Here is a 15846-nt window from a genome sequence, read left to right as displayed (position 1 = left end):
ATGTCGTCGTCGATCAATCGCCGGGTCAATGGCCGGCCCAGGCCGTTGCTGGCCTCGATCGCCCAGCAGATGCCCGGAAACCGTCGTGCCAGACGACGCAGCTCACGATAGCCGCAGCGGCCTGCCGGCACCCTGAGTTCTTCGAGCAGCCCATGACGACGTGATGGTCCATGCCGGCCAGATTCCCCTTCGCTCAACGGAAAAAGCGAGGAGGGTTGTAGTGCACGTTCCACACCATCAATGCCTCGTTGCGGTGTTGTTCGCCGGTTCAGGCGCGGGCGTAGACGAATTCCTCGGCCAGGATGCGGTTATAGCGTTCGATTCTCCCGTTGTGGCGCGGGGTGCAGGGCGTGATGTGTTGGTGACGGAGTGCAGGTCGGTGTAGCGGACCTGGCTGCCGCGGGCGACCACCCTGTCCTGGTCGCTGCCTTTGCCGTGGACGCGCCAGCCGCCGCTGTCGGGGTCTGACCGGTGACATCGGTGTGAGCGGTGAGGGGTATCGATACTCCCGCCCTTGCAACAAGGACGGAGACTGGCGGGGAGGGCGACTCCGCACAGTACCCGTCAACGGTGCGGCCATTGGCGGTCTGTCCACAAAGGAGGGACGGCCAACGGCCGGAGCTGGTGCACCAGATTCCGGGGAAGTTCCAGCTGATGGGCCGGATCCGTGAGGGCGCGACAGGTCAGATGGCCGCAGCAGCAAGGCAACCCGGTTTTCCAGGGCCGCCGAGCACGCCACAGCGGCGGCGAGTGAGTGCGGCGTTCATGAGGCCGCGGTCCACGACACCGAACAGATGCCGGCGGTGCGCGGTCGGCGGAGGTGGCGCGTTGGATGCGCTGGTCGGTATCGGCGGCGCCGGTGATGAGGGTCGCAGTTCCGTCGACGATCCGCTACCTCGCCGGCCAAATCCCGACCAGCCGAGGACACCATGTCGCCGAACGTAGCGTTACTTCCGGCAGCCCGCCGACACCGCGTGTTCGACCGCGGGCTGCCGCTTGGCCTGACCGGGCTCCGCGCGCGTTGCGACATCGACACGGCCACCGGTTCTCGAGCGTCGACGGTGGCGTTGGTCGTCTCGGTGTCGGGTTGACCAACGCGTGTGGTTCACTATTTCGCACTGAATACTGCGTTCGGGTAGAGGCCTGCGCCGTGGGTGAGCGCGATCTCGTTCTGGCGAGCTTGGGGATCCTGGACACCAACGTATGGGCGCAGGGCTCCGCGTACCGGCAGGTGCGCCAGGACTACAACCTCGCAGGCGGCCACAAACAGAGCTGGATCGGGTACAACGCGTACACGTACTTGCTCGATCGATTGGATCGGGTGTTCCAGTGCGGCGAGTTCGCCCCGCCGCCAGATCAGGACTCGGCGGGCCGCGACGTCCTGGCATTCGGTATCGCCGATCGCGACTTTCGGACGATGCCTGTGCTGCACCGCCGCGACCTGAACAGCTCGCCAGGCTGGACAGCGGACGGCTGGCGCGGCGGCCGCGGCGCTCGTCGGCTGCCGGTCGGTCCGGTCCTCCCGACGGGCGATACGGTCGCTGACGCAGACGTTCGAGTCCGCCGCCCGGCGGGCGGCCAGGGCGAGTCGCGTGCTATTGGTGAGGCATGAGCGATCGGCTTGACGACGTCGCAGCCTTCTTCGACGGCGGTCGCCTGACCTTGGCCCGCCAGCTGGCCGGGCTGAGGAAGAACGCGCTTGCCGGTCAGATCCAGAAGACCCCGACGGCGGGCGCCGCGTACGAGAGCGGTCTCAAACGGCCGGCAGCCGCCACCGTCGCTGCCCCTGTCTCTGGCGCTGGAAGTCGATCCTGGGTTCTTTGTGGCTCGACAGAGCAGTCTCCCGGTCGCGACCACGGCGCCGCACTTCCGCTCGTTGAGGTCGACCAGCCAGATCTCCCGGGACCAGGCACACGCCTACGGCTGCCTGGCGGTGGACATCGCCACGGCGATGGAACGGCATGTCGAGTTCCCCGGTCGAGATCTGCCTACCTGTCCGTTGTCGACCGACACCCTCAGCGGCCGGGGGCCCGAGGAAGCCGCGGACTTGCTGCGGAAGCAGTGGGACCTCCCGCCGGGTCCGGTCGGGCACCTGGTTCGGCTTGTCGAGAACCATGGGTGCCTTGTCGTGTTCAGCCCGATGAACAACGCCACCATCGACGCGTACTCCTTCGACACACCGCAGCGCCCGATCATCTTGCTCAACCCGCTGAAAGACGACTACTACCGCCAGCGTTTCGATGTCGCCCATGAGCTGGGACACCTCGTGATGCATGTCGATGCCGAGCCCGGTGGCCGGACCGTCGAGGACCAAGCACATCGGTTCGCCGCCGAATTCCTGATGCCGGCGGAGGAGATCGCGGATCAGCTCCCGAGCAAAGCCGACTGGCGGCTGCTCGGTCAGCTCAAGCAGTACTGGAACGTAAGCTTGCAGGCCTTGCTGTACCGGGCGCGGACACTGAAAGTGATGAGCGACGTGACTTATCGCAACGCCATGTCGACGGTGTCCACCCGAGGCCGGCGTCGACGCGAGCCCGGCCCGCAGCCGCTCCTGGAGCAACCGTCGCTGCTTCCTCGGGCGATCGAACTTCTCCAGGTCGAAGCCCACATCGACGAAAGCACGCTCGCGGCGGAGTACCAGGCGCCACTCGGCTCGTTCGCAACGGTGATCTCACGTGCGCCGGACAGCGAGACAGGGGCACAGCGCTGGACCGTGATCGGCTACGGTTTGGGCAACCACACTGCCCCCTCGGCAAGGGCGTCGAGCACTTCGTCGTCGGCGTGGCCTCCCACGCTCTCCGTTTCAGCGATGACCACCTTGGTGCCGTTGCGACGAGATTGACAGCGGCGGCCGGTGAAACGAGCATCGGCAAGGCCGAGCAGCGGACCAGCAAGCGGAGTGATGTCAACGCTGCCTTGAACCGCTTCGGCTCTCTCGAAGGCATCGTCGGAGCGCTTCGCGCGGCTGCCTCGTTCGAAGCGAACCGTCCAAGGGGCGCCGTTCCCGCGGGGCCTGGTCGGGCGAGAGGCGGAGCTGGTGCAGTGTCGCCGCGAGGACCTGGGTATGTTCGCGGAGAACTACGCGAAACGAGGAGATCGGGCGGATGAGCGAATCGAGCGGTCGAGACCTCTGGCGGCCTGGGCAGGACTGTCAGGCGGTAGCCACGGCGCTGGCGCTGGGCCAGGACGTGGATCGGATCCACGGAGCGCCGTGGGGTGTCGTCGGAACCCTGGGTGACAGCATTTGCTATGTCGGTGTGAACGACAAGGTCGATGCCATCCACGCCGCCATGGGACGCCGGATCGCGGAGCGGGACCTGCCGGTCCGGTTGCTGGCGCCGAACTACTCGGGCGGGATCTCGGACGGGCAGCGCAACGGCACACCGCAGATGCGCTACTCGCTGATCGGCCGGGAGACGACCAATGACGGGCTGTCCCTGCACTTCGAGGGCAGCGACATCCGTGGTGTGGTCGCCGTCGTCGCCTGTGACAAGCCGCCCGTCGGTACCACTGCGGCGATCATGGAACGCAACGTTCCCGCCGTGGTGCTTTCGGACGGCTCCATCCGTCCGGGCACGGATCCGCTGACCGGCGAGACGATCGACCTCGTCAGCTGCTTCCAGGTCGCGGGAGATCCGGATGCGGCGAAGCGCGAGCGCTGGGCCCGCAATGCCTGTCCCGGGCACGGCAGCTGCGGCGGGATGTTCACCTACAACACCATGCAGACCTTCATCGCGCTGCTGGGGCTCGAACCGCTGCACATGGTGTCGCCCGCGTCCGAGGACCCCCGCCGGACCGAGCTGTTCCCCGAGCAGCTCGTGGACTGCCTGGAGATCATGACCCAGCGGGACATCACTCCCCGCGACCTCGCCACGCCCGCCGCGTTCCGCAATGCCACGGTCGTGGCCATCGCAATGGGCGGATCGACGAACGTGCTGCTGCACGCCCCCGAGATCGCCCGGGCCACCGGGATCGACTTCTGGGCCGAGGTCATGTCGCAGCACGAGTTCAACCAGCTCTCCCGGACCGTGCCGGTGCTGATCAACGCCCGTCCGTTCGGGAAGTACAGCATGGTGGACATCGACGCGGTCGGCGGTCTCCCGGTGATCGTCAAGGAACTCCTCGACCACGGCGTTCTCGACGGCTCGACGCTGACCTGCACCGGCGAGACCCTGGCCGAGCAGGTCGCCCGCCTCGACCCGCCGGCACCGGACGGCGAGGTCGTCCTCGGCGTGGCCGCGCCGTTCAAACCGACCGGTGGGCTCCGCCTGCTGTCGGGCAATCTCGCCCCGAACGGCGGTGCGGTGATCAAGCTGGCCGGTGTCGAGACGGGCATCGTGGACAACCGGTTCGTCGGGCGTGCACGGGTGTTCGACAGCGAGCGGGACCTGTTGAGCGCGCTCGTCGACACGCCGGACGTATTCGCGGATCAGGACATGGTCGTCATTCGCTACGAGGGCCCGCGCGGTGCGCCCGGAATGCCTGAGATGCTGGATCCGACGTCGCGCATCACTGCCCTGTGCAGGCGGAAGGGGATCTCGGTCGCGCTGATGACGGACGCGCGTTTCTCCGGCGGATCGGTCGGCCTGGTCATCGGGCACGTCGGGCCGGAGGCCGCTCTCGGCGGGCCGATCGCGTTGATCGAGGACGGGGACACGATCACCGTCGACCTCGACCACGACACACTCGAGTGCGCCGAATTGGCCGACTCGGCGACGCTCGAGGCGAGGCTGCGACGTTGGCAGGACGAGGCCACCTCTCACGGCGGCGAGCATCCCCTTGTCCGGCCGGTCGCGACGCGGTTGTTGCGTCGCATGCGCGCCGCTGCCGCCACGGCTCTGGAGGGCGCCGGGATGGCCACGCCTTCCGGTACCTAGCGCCGAGTCACAGGTCCCCGGTACAGAGGCCCCGCGCTGCATCTCAGGGCAGCGGGATACGTGAACGTCCTGCGCGTTTCCCGGACATACCACCGGGCGGTTGCTGCATCCATCGACGCATTGCACGAGCTACTCGTTGGCGCGGCCCCCGGCACCCTAGCTCTGGCCCATCCGCTGTTCGTGATAACCGGTGCCGAGATCGAAACTCCCACAGTCCTACAGGTTCTCTCCGCACGGCCAGCCTGTAACCACGGTGACGACCTGTGCCGGGCCCATCGTCTCCGGTTACGGTTCGCCGATCTGCCCGTTGACGATGTGTCATCGGAGTCGGCGCTCGCCATCTTCCAGGTTCATGCCCGCCCGGAATGGGATGCCGGGGGACCAGGTACTGGCGCGTTGTCTTGAGCAGTACGAGCTGCTCGCTCTGGTCGGACTGCGGACCGTAGCGCGTTCTTGTCGCGGTAGCTTCGCGGATGGGTGCCCGGTGCCGGACACGTCAGCACGGTAATCCTGTCGGCGCTCCTGGAACTTGCGGGCGAGCCGCGCACTGCCCGTCGACGATCGTGGCGAGAAGCCCTTGAGTGAAGCGTCTGGCATCGATCTCCGTTCCGCGTTCGGCTTGCGGATGCTCTTGGTTCCGCGGAGGAGCGAGGTAAGCCTCTGGCTTGTTCTCTTGGTGGTGTTCTGGACCTGTCGGCGGTATGCGGATGACGGCGCATCCCAGTTCGCAGATGACGCTTCGTCCAAAGCGCCTTGCCAGCTGGTGACACGCTAGCACTTGGCCCTGCGACGACATCCGCTTGCCGGAGCGAGCACACTGCCTCGGCTTGAGGCGATCGTGGATCGGCTCAAACCGGAGTCCGCGCTGTGTCAGAGGTGTTGGCACTATCCGAGTACGCCGAGCCGCCGCAGGCGTGCCGGCGCGGCGGCGGTGTGCTGGCGCAAGACTTCGTCCAGGTCGCGGCGCTCTGCTGGCAGAGCTTCCGGCGATACGAAGTACTCGTCGACTTCGGAGACCAGTTCGTCGAGGATGGCGAGCACGTCGTCGGGGTGCAGAGCCTCGTTGTTCTTCATCAGGTCGAGGTATTGCTGCTCGAACTGGCCAGCGTCGATGGTGTGGTCGACGAACCGTCCGATCAGCGTGCCGTAGTCGGCCGCGTCGCGCTTGTTCTCTGCGGAAGTGCTCATCTTCATCCTCCACCCAAGGATCCTCGGTTGATCACGTTGCGAAGCTGCTGGACGTTCAGTTTCCAATCCGTCAAGTGCGACGCCGTCGACGTGTACGAGGTACGGAAGATCAACGCACCGAACATCGGCGTCGCCGCGAATGCGGAAAAGTTCTTAGGTCGGCGCGGTTGGGCATCGATTCGGTCGACGTGATCGGTACGTCGAACCCGGTGGTGGCGCACGCCTGGTCCTGCGGCTGTGCCGGTTGAGCGGGCGAAGCTGGCGGAGCGGTTCCCGCATCTGCATGATAGGCCCAGCCGGTGGTACCTCGAGGCCGCACCCGCGGCCATCACCTTTGATCGCCGTTGAACGACGAATGAAGAGGGACAGGAATTCTGACTTGCGAATACTGCTCGTGCGCAGTGGCGGCTTCGAGTGTTGATTCCGGCTGAGCTGCGGTACGACGGACGACGACCCACGCGGCGCGGATGGCCCGCTCGCCCGGCGCCAGCACGCCGCCCTTCGTGATGACCGGCGCGGAGTCCGGCGTGAGGAACCGCAGGTCGATCGGCGCACCGGTGACCCGGGTATGCGCGAGCGTGCCAGCGATGGCTGTCGTCATGTAGGCCGGGATTTCGTCCTGTCCTTTCCGGTGTACCCCGGGAAGGATCATCGTTCCGTCGGGGGTGAACGTCCTGGCGAACGCGTCGCTGTCCTGCTCGGCCCACGCCGCGACGATCTGCACGGGGACAGCGTTGACGGCAGCCTGGTCACTCTCGAGGTTTGTAGTCATATCGTTGAAGTCTCAGCTTTCTAGGTCGACTGAGCTGGCTCTGCGGACGGGAATCGATGTCCGCACAGACTTGCTGGTGCGGCCCGACGGTGGTCTCCGGCGGGCGCCGGACGGGCCGAAGAGGACCGCAACCGACCTTGCCAGCCGCGACTCGGCCGCCGCATCTCTGCGATTGCCTTGTGTCTGGAAGGGGTCTGAACTGCGAAGACCTTATCCACGGGGCGGCACGGCCACCGCTCGATCGGAGTAACCCGACGACCGCTTCCGTGGTGGGTCTTCGGGCGGCAGCTACTTGAAACGCTCTAAACTGGGACACGGTGTCCGGTCGGAAGGGTCGGCTTCGACGTCCCCGTTGACAGCCCGGCACGCAGGTGCCGACGCGACCGGCAGAGGGAGAAGACGTGAAGTACATGATCCTGGTCAACGGATCACAGCAGGACTTCGAGACCGACCTGCCCGCGGAGGAGATGAAGGCGATCGGCGCGGCGCTCGATGAGTTCAACGACAACCTGCGCGAATCCGGTGAGTTCCTCGACGCCCAGGGTCTTGCCGCACCGGCCGAAGCCCGCAGGATCAAGATCAAAGAAGGCATTCCGGTCGTCACCGACGGTCCCTACGGCGAAACACAGGAAGTGGTCATCGGCTACTGGCTGGTGGAATGCGAGAGCTACGACCGGGCGACCGAGATCGCCGCCCAGCTGGCCCGCTGCCCCGGACCCGAGTCCGTCATCGACGTCCGCTCGATCATGGAGTAGAGAACCGAATTTCCATGCGGGAAACAACCGAGGTCGAGGGCCTGGTGCGCCGGCTGGCGCCCCAGGTCCTCGGCGCGGTGGTACGGCGCTACGGACACGTCGACCTCGCCGAAGACGCCACCCAGGAAGCGCTGCTCGCAGCGGCGACCCAGTGGCCCGCCGAGGGCATACCCGAAAACCCGCTCGGCTGGCTGATCACCGTCGCCGCCCGCAGGCTCACCGACCTGCTCCGGCGCGAGCAAGCCCGGCGGCACCGTGAAGAAGCCAGCTTTGCGTGGACACTGCCCGACCAATGGCTGGCCCCCGCCGCGGACAGGGCCCCCGAAGACTCCGACGACACGCTGATCCTGCTGTTCCTCTGCTGCCACCCCTCGCTCTCACCCGCCTCACAGATCGCGCTGACCCTGCGCGCCGTCGGCGGGCTGACCACCACCGAGATCGCCCGCGCGTTCCTCGTGCCCGAAGCGACGATGACACGCCGTATCACCCGGGCCAAACAACGCATCACCGCCAGCAAACTCCCCTTCGGCATGCCCTCCGGTGCCGAACGAACGGCACGCCTCAGCGCCGTCCTCCACGTGCTCTACCTGATCTTCAACGAGGGCTATGCCCCGACCTCCGGACCGAATCCCTATCGCCGCGACCTCTCCGTCGAAGCCATCCGCCTCACCCGCATCGTCCACCGGCTGATCCCCGAGGACGGCGAAGTCACCGGGCTGCTGGCGCTGATGCTCCTGATCGACGCGCGTAGCGCCGCCCGGATCGGCCCGGACGGCGCACTCGTCCCGATGGCCGAACAGGATCGCTCCCAGTGGGACGCCGAAGCCATCGCCGACGGGACAGCACTCATCACCCAAGCGCTGCCACACGGCCCGACCGGCCCGTACCAGCTGCAAGCCGCCATCGCAGCGGTCCACGACGAAGCACCCACCGCCGAACAGACCGACTGGCCCCAGATCACCGCCCTCTACGAACTGCTGATGCGCACCACCGACAACCCGATCATCGCGCTCAACCACGCCGTCGCGGTCGCCATGACCCACGGCGCGCCCCAGGGCCTCGCACTGCTCGCGGAACTCGAGACCGAGGAACGGCTCATCTCCGACCACCGCCTGCACGCAGTACGAGCACACCTCCTGGAAGCCGCCGGCGAACGGGAGGGCGCGCGCGAGTCCTACCTCACCGCCGCCGAGCTGACCGGCAACGCCCTTCAACAAGACTACCTCCGGACGAATGCCACCCGGCTGGACTCGACCAGCCAGTGTCCTGCGTCGGAAATCCGGTGACCAGAAGCGTGTCTTGCGTGGAGACCATCGCTTCTGAGCGATGACCTCGGCTGGGCCTCGGCGGCGCCGTCGATCCCGTTGTTCGAGCCTGACAACCGGGCGGTGGTGCTGCTCCGCCGGCCGACCGTCAAGGTGGGCGGCCCTCTGAACGGTACTCCGGGATCGACTTCGATCTGCGGCGAGGTCGCTCCTCCTGGACGAGTGGGCCACGATCGGCTGGCCTCGCCGGCGCTGATGGCCCCGGCTGATCACCGGAGAACGTTCAGCTCACGGCTTCGGCGGCGAGCCGGGTGCCCTCCACCCGCGCCACGATCTTCGCGAAAGCGAGGTCACGCGAGGTCGAGAGGTCGTCGGCGAAAGGCGAGAACCCACAGTCGTCGCAGGTACCCAGGCGCGCCGGCGAGATGATCTTCGCCGGCTCGAGGACCCGGTCGCGTAACTCCTCCGCCGTCTCCACCCGGGGGTCGATCGGATCGATGACCCCGATGAAGATCCGCTGCTCCGACCGCGCGTGCTGCTGGACCGTCTTGAGGATCTTCCGCGGATCCGTCTCACTGGCCATCTGCAGGTAGAAGTTGCCTGCCCGCAGCTCGAACAGCATCGGGATCAGCTCGCCGTAGTCGACATCGAGGCTGTGTGGGGAATCCTGATCCCCGCCGGGGCAGCTGTGCACCCGGATCTTCGCCGCCTCGTCATCGGAGAACCTCTCCAGAACGCTGTTGGTTGAGGTCGATGAACGAGCGCAGCAGCACACTGCTCGGATCAATTTTCAGCGCGAGCCGGGCTGCACTGGCCTTCAGGCTTCGCCGAATTTCGGTATCGGCCTCGTTCGCCAGGTCCGCTATGAATTCTACTTTCGAATACCTGTCCAGCCCATTTGTCGGGTATATCAGGCTCAGTGCGGAAGCTGCGATGACCGCCTAGTTGACCGGTGTCGCCGCGGCAACCCGAGCCCGATCGGCGCGCAGTCGACTGCGCGCGGTTCGGGACCGGTGCACAACAGGTCGAACGTGACTTCCGCGGTGTCGAGCACCGCTCGGGTCCGGGCAGGATCGTCGCCGGTGGGGTGGTCGCGAATTGGCTCGCCGCGTTCGGCGCGCGGACTGATGTGTGGCATCGCAGGACTCCCGGTGTGCGGGCCGACCTACGCCCGCAGGCAGAGTGGATCGGACAGGTCGCTTGACGCCGTCCGGCCCGCCCGAGACCGCTTGCTGAAACCTTCCCTGTTGATCTTGAAAACCCGGGCGCAAGAAACCGGCAGGAGGTGCTCCGCCGGCTCGGCGCACATCACCGGCCGACTTCGTGTGCCGCACGATCTGGGATGAAAGGAATCCGCAAGGCGCTACATGCGGTCTCGTGTGCCCGCCCGGTGCTTCGGCGAAGAAAGCGGCAAAGGATCGAGCGATGCCGTGCATGCAGGCTGCTGGCTGCTGGGTGAGAGCGTGTGCGCGAGAGAGCGTTGCTGTGGTGCGCCTGATCTGAACTTGCAGTTACTGTCGGGCTCCGAGTCCCCACTGTCGGCCCCCTGGCGGAGCGCTGCCGAACACGACGCGGTCCGGGTGGAGTGAACTGTCTTTGAGGTGACCTCGGCGGCGAGCGCGCGACAAGTAGCACGCGCAGGGGTCGCCGCCCTCTGCGCGCCGAGTGAACGTCTTCGCCGGCGGCGCGAAAGTGAGCTGACAGCAGACCGCTCTCGTATGTCAGAACCTGGCCGATGGGCAGTCGTCGCAGCGGCATGGGGCGTCCGGTTCGACGTTCGCGGCGGAGCGGCGCCGTACCCGATGGAGGACATTGCACCGGCGGGGCACGGCCCCGCCATGCGGGTGCAATGTTCGGGAAACGGCTAACTATCTGCCGTCGTGAGACACAGCGGCGGGCCCGGCCGACAAGGACCCGAGTGCAGTTGGCTGCGCGCGTTGATGCCGGGGCGACCGGCGAATGCGGCACCCGGCGACACCGCACAGCCGTGCGCACACTCAAGATCTCGCGGACCGTTGGCCTTCTGCCCTCTGGCAGCGACAGCCACGGTTCGCGTGCCCTTCGGCGCGGGTACGTCGTCCGGGACGGCCGACTCCCGTCTTCGGCAGGGGAGCGAACCCGGAGCCGTCGTCAGCGCCAGCTCTGGGACGCGCCGGGAAAGTTGAACTCGTCTGCAAAATCCGCTCGTGTGCCTCGCTTTAGAACGGTGTCAGAACCCGCCGCAGTGAATTGCTAGGTTGCGCACCATGGGCACTATTCCTGCATCGTCGGAATCCGCTTCGCGAAGCGAGGGGGAACCCGGAGCCGCGGGCGCAGAAAACCGCGTCGGAACCGTTGGGTACCTGGGCGTGCCCGACTGGCGCCGCCGATGAGTACGGGCTGCAACCGTTGATCTAGGGCCTCACTCTCGGACTCGTTGTCCAGGTCGTGACGGTCCTGGCCGGGAGCGGGGACACGGTCACCGTGACCGGTCCGGACGCGGGGCGAATCGCAGCGGTCGCAGACTCCGTCAGCGACCGCCGGATTCTTTGCGTCGATCCGGAATCGGTGACTGCGGACAGCCGTCGCAGCCGGGTCGGGGGCGGCGCGCACGAGCCGGAGGCCGGGTCGGTCGATCTCGTACTGGCGGCCGAGCTGCCTACCCCGTGGGTAGACGTGTGCGGCCAGCCGCACCGGACGTGGCGCAGTGGCTGGCACCGGGCGGAGCGTTGGTCGTTGCCACCCACAACCCGGAGCAGGCCGGTTCGCCGATTACGCGGGCGCGGTGGTCGCCGCCGCAACGAACGCCGGACTGTCCTTCCGACAACGCATCATCGTCGTACTCGACGGCGTCGAGGGCGACTGGCTCCTGGCGTCGAGCCCGCGCACCTCGGTCACGGTGCCCCGCTGGCGCGGCGCATACCGACCTGCTCGTGTTCGGCAGCGATGCCGGAGCCGCATGATGCGCGCGCCATGCGAGTCAGGTGCCGGGGCGGAGTACCTCCTGTCGATGCTGACCGCTGGTTCCTCGGAATCGAATGCGCCGGCAACGGGTCTTCCGGTCGCGACGTTGCTCGAACCTGTACCGGACAGTTCGCTCTACTTCGTGGTGACGGTGGTCGACCATCGTGGACGCGCGGCTGACGGGTCGCCGGTGCGCGTCCTCGGCTGGGCCCGTCGTGCCCGACTTCGATCAGGGTCGTCGGTAGTGCTGTCGTCGTCGTGACGCGCTCGGCCGGGCCGGACGCCGTCACCGGGCAGGGGCATCTACGGTTGCCTGCGTGGGTCTGCCATGCCTGCCGCATCGACACGGGCGCTCGCGTTCTGGTCACCGCTGTGCGAGCCCAGGACGTCCTTTTCATCTATCCTGCGGCGGCGGTCGAGGTGAGCCTGCGGGGCGTTGCGCGATCGGGCTGTGCGATGAATGACGCGGAGATCAGCGCGGCTCGTATTCTGCTCGACCGGTTCGGAGTTGCTCCCGAACAACTACTCGCCGCTCCCGCGGATGTTCTGGTCGCCCCCGCAGGTGGCAAGACGATGCCGTTGATCCGGGATTACGTCGACCGTGTGTCCGCTGCGGTTCCGGCTGGGACGCGTCGGGTCTATGGCACGTATTGGCGCAAGGTCGTGGATGCGTGGGGGCGATCGGCGGCTGGACGAGCCGATGCCGTTGGAGATCGAAGCCGCGGGTCAGCCCGGCCAGCCGTGCGGCCATCGGGTGGTCGTGCAGCAGTTCGGGAAGGTCGGTGCGCAGCGCTGCGGTGCAGCTGGGTTCGAGCCCGACGATCGGGATGTTCCGCTCGAGGGCGGGGGTGAGCGCACCGAGTGCCCTGCCCGCGATCCGCTGCGCGATTCCCAGCTGCCCGGTGGTGATCCAGGTCAGCCCGCAGCGGCGGCACCTCGACCCGGTAACCGGCGTCTTCCAGTACCGCGACACCCGCGCGGAGCACGTCCGGGCTGAAGTGGTTGTTGAACGAGTCGACCCACAGGACGACAGGACCGCGGCCGCCGTCGCTTCGGGGCACGCGGGAACGGAACCAGCCGAGGAAAGTCGACTCGGCGAATCGCGGCAGGGGCCAGCCCATCGAGTAGTGCGACGCCGGGCGAAGCTGCCGTTTGTAGTTGCTGGTGCAGGAACTCGGATTTGTTGCTGGCCACATCGACGCCGACCGGTCAGTCGGAGCTGCATCCTTTGCACGACAGGCAGAGGCCGAGGGCATCCCGGACTTCGGTGGAACGCCATCCTCCGGTGACGGCCTCGCCCTGAGCCATTTCGTAGAGCGTCCGGGCACGGCCGCGTGTGGAATCGCGTTCGTCGCCGGTGGCCCGGTAACTCGGGCACATCGCACCGTCGCGGGGCGAGCCGGACCGGCTCTTGCCGACGCCGACGCAGGGGCGGGTCGCCTTGGCGAAATCGCCGCCGGCCGCGTGGAAAAGCAGCACCGTGGCCAGCGGCAAGGACTTGCGCGCGGGGCTGACCCGGAGGCCCGCGTCGAGGGGGTGCAAGATCATCCCGGAGTTGAGCTTGTTGCCGGGATCCCAGGCCGCCTTGAGCTTCGCGGCGTCGGTGGGGAGGGCACGGAACTGCTCAGTTCCCTCTCGGGTCGTGAAGTCGAAATCGATCCGGACGTGCAGGCAGCCCTCGCCGAAGTGTCCGTAGACAGGCCCGCTGAGTCCGTGCTGGTCGAGCAGCGCGGTGAAACCCCGCAAGTACGAGCCCAGGCGGTCAGGCGGGACCGCAGCGTCCTCCCGTCCGGGCCAGGCCTCGTCGCCGTCGGCGGTTGTGCCGAGTTCCGCGGACAGCCAGGTGTTCGCCGGGGGGAGCGTTTCGATGGTGGCGCGGATGGTGGCCCGGGTGACAACGCCGGTCAGGGTTTGGTCGAGACCCTCGAGCGCCAGAAGGCCGGGCTGGGCGTCGGCCGCAGCGCAGGCGTCGGTGAACCCGGGCACGACCAGGCGCCGCGCAGCGGGAATGGTGACCAGGCGCAGGGTTGCGGAGAGGATCACCGCGCAGGTTCCTTCGGAGCCCACCAAGGCGCGGGCGAGATCGAACCGGTGTTCGAGGGCCAGGTGTTCCAGCGCGTAGCCGGATACTTGGCGCGGGAACCGGGCCAAGGCGGGTGCGGAGTGTGGGCAGGTTGTCCTGGGCGAGTTGGTGCAACTGTTCGATCAGCTTGCCGCGTCGACGGCTGTCCGGATCTGCGCGCCCGTCATTTCCCCGGCGGTCAGCACGGTGCCCTGGTAGGTGAGCACTTCTAGTTCGAGGACGTTGTCGGAGGTGCGGCCCCAGGCCACCGAATGGGATCCGCAGGCCTTGTTGCCGATCATCCCGCCGATTGTGCAACGGCTGTGGGTCGAAGGGTCGGGCCCGAACAACAAGCCGTGCTCTCGCGCGGCGGACTGGAGGTCGTCGGGCACCATGCCGGTCTCGCCCACGGCGCGCGGCGTCCGGCGTGCGCGCCAGCCTGGCCGCCGAAGCGCCGACAGCAATTCCTCTGCCGGTCGGATCTCCGCCACTGCCGGTAGCTCCCTCCGCTCGTCCCGGATCCGGTCCGGGGCTGGGGACAACCATGCGGGCAGTAAGCCAAGGGCCAGGAGACCGCGACAATGGAGAGTCAAGCACAAGATACACTTGTGCTAAGGGTCGATCGGCCGGTTCCGGCACGGTGGGAGCGATGTACAAGTTTCAGCACCTGGAAACGTTGCGGGCGGTGGTGCGAACGGGATCGTTCGCCACGGCGGCGCGCGACCTGGGCTACACGTCGTCCGCTGTGTCACAGCAGATCGCCGCGCTGGAAAAGGCGACCGGGCTGGTGCTGTTCGAGCGGGAGGCGCGGGGGATCCGGACCACGGCCGCGGCGACCACGCTGGTCGGACTGGGCCGGAATGTCCTGGCCGGCCTCGCGGAACTCGAGGCGCAGGCGCGTCTGCTGGCGACCGGTGCGATCGGCGGGATCCGGCTGGGCAGCTTCCCCACTGCGAGCGAGCGCGTGGTGCCCGCGATGTTGTCAGGGTTCGCGCGGGCGTTTCCGAAGGCCGAGATCAGCCTGGCGGAGGGCGAACCTGACGAGCTTCTCGACCTGCTTCTCGACGGTGGCCTCGACCTCGCGTTCGTCTATGAGTACGGCCTGACTCCGCGGTGCTGGCCGGACGGGACGGTCACGTGCCCGCTGCTGCGCGAGGACTTGCTTCTGTTGACCCGTGCTGACGATTCCGCCGCGGCGGGCGTGGAGCTCTCCGAGCTGAGCCGCCGATCGTGGATCACCAGCCGCGAGGGTACGGCAGGCGCGGATTCGGTCGACCGGCTCTGCGCCGTGGCTGGCTTCACCCCGCGGATCCTGTACCGCAGCAACAACTACGACGTGGTGCGCGAATTGGTGGCCGCGACCGGGGGCGTGGCGATCCTGCCCGCGCTCGGGCACCGGGCCGATCCGCGGATCACCGCCCGGCCGGTCGTGCGCGAGGCAGCGCATCGCCGGGTGCTGATCGTCCATCGGGCGGGGAGCACGAACCCGGTGCTGGCCGAGTTCCTTGCCATGATCCGCGCGGCCTCGCCGATCACCCTGCCGCATGTCTCATCGCTCGTGCCGCCCGCCGGCGGCTAGGGCCTGTTTCGATGTGCTGACTGGCGGAGTTTGTGGCAAGCGTTGCTGGGTGCGGTGTGTCGTGGGTCGAATGGGTGAGGTCTGCGGTGGACCGATCAACGACCAAGCTGATCAAGAACACTGGAGACCTCGTGTGCAGCGTAGCTGTGTCGGGGCGAGCCGATCTGGCTGACGCGCAGTGGGCGATCCTGGAACCGCTGCTGCCTGTGGGTAAGAGGCCCGGCCGTCCACCGCTGTGGAGTAGACGCCAGCTTGTGGACGGCATTGGTTGGCGGGTTCGTGTCGGTTCGCCGTGGCGTGATGTTCCACCCGGGTAGGGCTGCTGGCGACCCGTGTATGGCTTGTTCCGGCGCTGGCGGCGTGCCGGTGTGTGGGTGCTGATCCTGGCGGCGTCGCAGACCCGGG

The 15846-nt window shown here is 67.5% G+C and carries 13 protein-coding genes and 1 pseudogene; 8 read left to right on the top strand and 6 right to left on the bottom strand.

What is annotated here, in order from left to right:
• Positions 1-197 (bottom strand): hypothetical protein (locus ABD793_RS31410; protein ID WP_344866579.1); only part of this gene is annotated, 197 nt, incomplete at its 3' end.
• 953 nt (positions 198-1150) lie between these two features.
• On the opposite strand from ABD793_RS31410, the gene ABD793_RS31400 reads away from it, so the two are divergent.
• The 3 genes from ABD793_RS31400 (at position 1151) to ABD793_RS31390 (ending at position 4877) form a co-directional block, all read left to right on the top strand.
• Positions 1151-1612 (top strand): hypothetical protein, encoded by a 462-nt coding sequence (locus tag ABD793_RS31400; protein WP_344866577.1) that lies wholly within the window; start codon positions 1151-1153, stop codon positions 1610-1612.
• 321 nt (positions 1613-1933) lie between these two features.
• A complete protein-coding gene (locus ABD793_RS31395; RefSeq protein WP_344866575.1) occupies positions 1934-2842 on the top strand; it encodes an ImmA/IrrE family metallo-endopeptidase in 909 nt (302 codons plus the stop codon).
• A 415-nt stretch (positions 2843-3257) separates the two neighbouring features.
• Complete coding sequence (locus ABD793_RS31390; protein ID WP_344866573.1) at positions 3258-4877, top strand: dihydroxy-acid dehydratase domain-containing protein; 1620 nt, start codon at positions 3258-3260, stop codon at positions 4875-4877.
• An 885-nt stretch (positions 4878-5762) separates the two neighbouring features.
• On the opposite strand, the gene ABD793_RS31385 is transcribed toward ABD793_RS31390, so the two are convergent.
• Positions 5763-6065 (bottom strand): colicin immunity domain-containing protein, encoded by a 303-nt coding sequence (locus ABD793_RS31385; protein ID WP_344866571.1) that lies wholly within the window; start codon positions 6063-6065, stop codon positions 5763-5765.
• Positions 6066-6393: 328 nt separating this feature from the next.
• A complete protein-coding gene (locus ABD793_RS31380; protein ID WP_344866569.1) occupies positions 6394-6837 on the bottom strand; it encodes an SgcJ/EcaC family oxidoreductase in 444 nt (147 codons plus the stop codon).
• 410 nt (positions 6838-7247) lie between these two features.
• Between ABD793_RS31380 and ABD793_RS31375 the strand changes: the two genes are divergently transcribed.
• A complete protein-coding gene (locus ABD793_RS31375; protein ID WP_344866590.1) occupies positions 7248-7592 on the top strand; it encodes a YciI family protein in 345 nt (114 codons plus the stop codon).
• Positions 7593-7606: 14 nt separating this feature from the next.
• A complete protein-coding gene (locus tag ABD793_RS31370; protein WP_344866567.1) occupies positions 7607-8878 on the top strand; it encodes an RNA polymerase sigma factor in 1272 nt (423 codons plus the stop codon).
• A gap of 262 nt (positions 8879-9140) precedes the next feature.
• Here the strand turns inward: ABD793_RS31370 and ABD793_RS31365 are convergent.
• Positions 9141-9798: pseudogene (locus tag ABD793_RS31365) on the bottom strand (uroporphyrinogen decarboxylase/cobalamine-independent methonine synthase family protein); the annotation flags it as partial.
• Between the two features lie 1823 nt (positions 9799-11621).
• Between ABD793_RS31365 and ABD793_RS31360 the strand changes: the two are divergent.
• Positions 11622-12062, top strand: a complete 441-nt coding sequence (locus ABD793_RS31360; protein WP_344866565.1) for a hypothetical protein — start codon at positions 11622-11624, stop codon at positions 12060-12062.
• A gap of 947 nt (positions 12063-13009) precedes the next feature.
• Here the strand turns inward: ABD793_RS31360 and ABD793_RS31355 are convergent.
• Entirely contained in the window at positions 13010-13951 is a 942-nt protein-coding gene (locus ABD793_RS31355; protein ID WP_344866563.1) for an FAD-linked oxidase C-terminal domain-containing protein, read from the bottom strand.
• 54 nt (positions 13952-14005) lie between these two features.
• Complete coding sequence (locus ABD793_RS31350) at positions 14006-14353, bottom strand: FAD-binding oxidoreductase (protein WP_344866562.1); 348 nt, start codon at positions 14351-14353, stop codon at positions 14006-14008.
• A gap of 158 nt (positions 14354-14511) precedes the next feature.
• On the opposite strand from ABD793_RS31350, the gene ABD793_RS31345 reads away from it, so the two are divergent.
• Positions 14512-15441: a LysR family transcriptional regulator gene (locus tag ABD793_RS31345; protein ID WP_344866560.1), complete on the top strand. Its 930-nt coding sequence runs from the start codon at positions 14512-14514 to the stop codon at positions 15439-15441.
• 32 nt (positions 15442-15473) lie between these two features.
• Positions 15474-15758, top strand: coding sequence for a transposase (locus ABD793_RS42845; protein WP_425548798.1), 285 nt, complete (start codon positions 15474-15476; stop codon positions 15756-15758).
• Positions 15759-15846 lie beyond the last annotated feature (88 nt).

This window comes from Amycolatopsis ultiminotia, assembly GCF_039536925.1.
In the GTDB taxonomy this organism is placed as follows: Bacteria; Actinomycetota; Actinomycetes; order Mycobacteriales; family Pseudonocardiaceae; genus Amycolatopsis; species Amycolatopsis ultiminotia.
This window is presented reverse-complemented; position numbering and strand designations above follow the sequence as displayed.

Coding starts and splice junctions, on each gene's coding strand:
- ABD793_RS31345 (WP_344866560.1), top strand. CDS start 14,512: ATGTACAAGTTTCAGCACCTGGAAACGTTGCGGGCGGTGGTGCGAACG.
- ABD793_RS31370 (WP_344866567.1), top strand. CDS start 7,607: ATGCGGGAAACAACCGAGGTCGAGGGCCTGGTGCGCCGGCTGGCGCCC.
- ABD793_RS31380 (WP_344866569.1), bottom strand. CDS start 6,837: ATGACTACAAACCTCGAGAGTGACCAGGCTGCCGTCAACGCTGTCCCC.
- ABD793_RS31385 (WP_344866571.1), bottom strand. CDS start 6,065: ATGAGCACTTCCGCAGAGAACAAGCGCGACGCGGCCGACTACGGCACG.
- ABD793_RS31375 (WP_344866590.1), top strand. CDS start 7,248: ATGATCCTGGTCAACGGATCACAGCAGGACTTCGAGACCGACCTGCCC.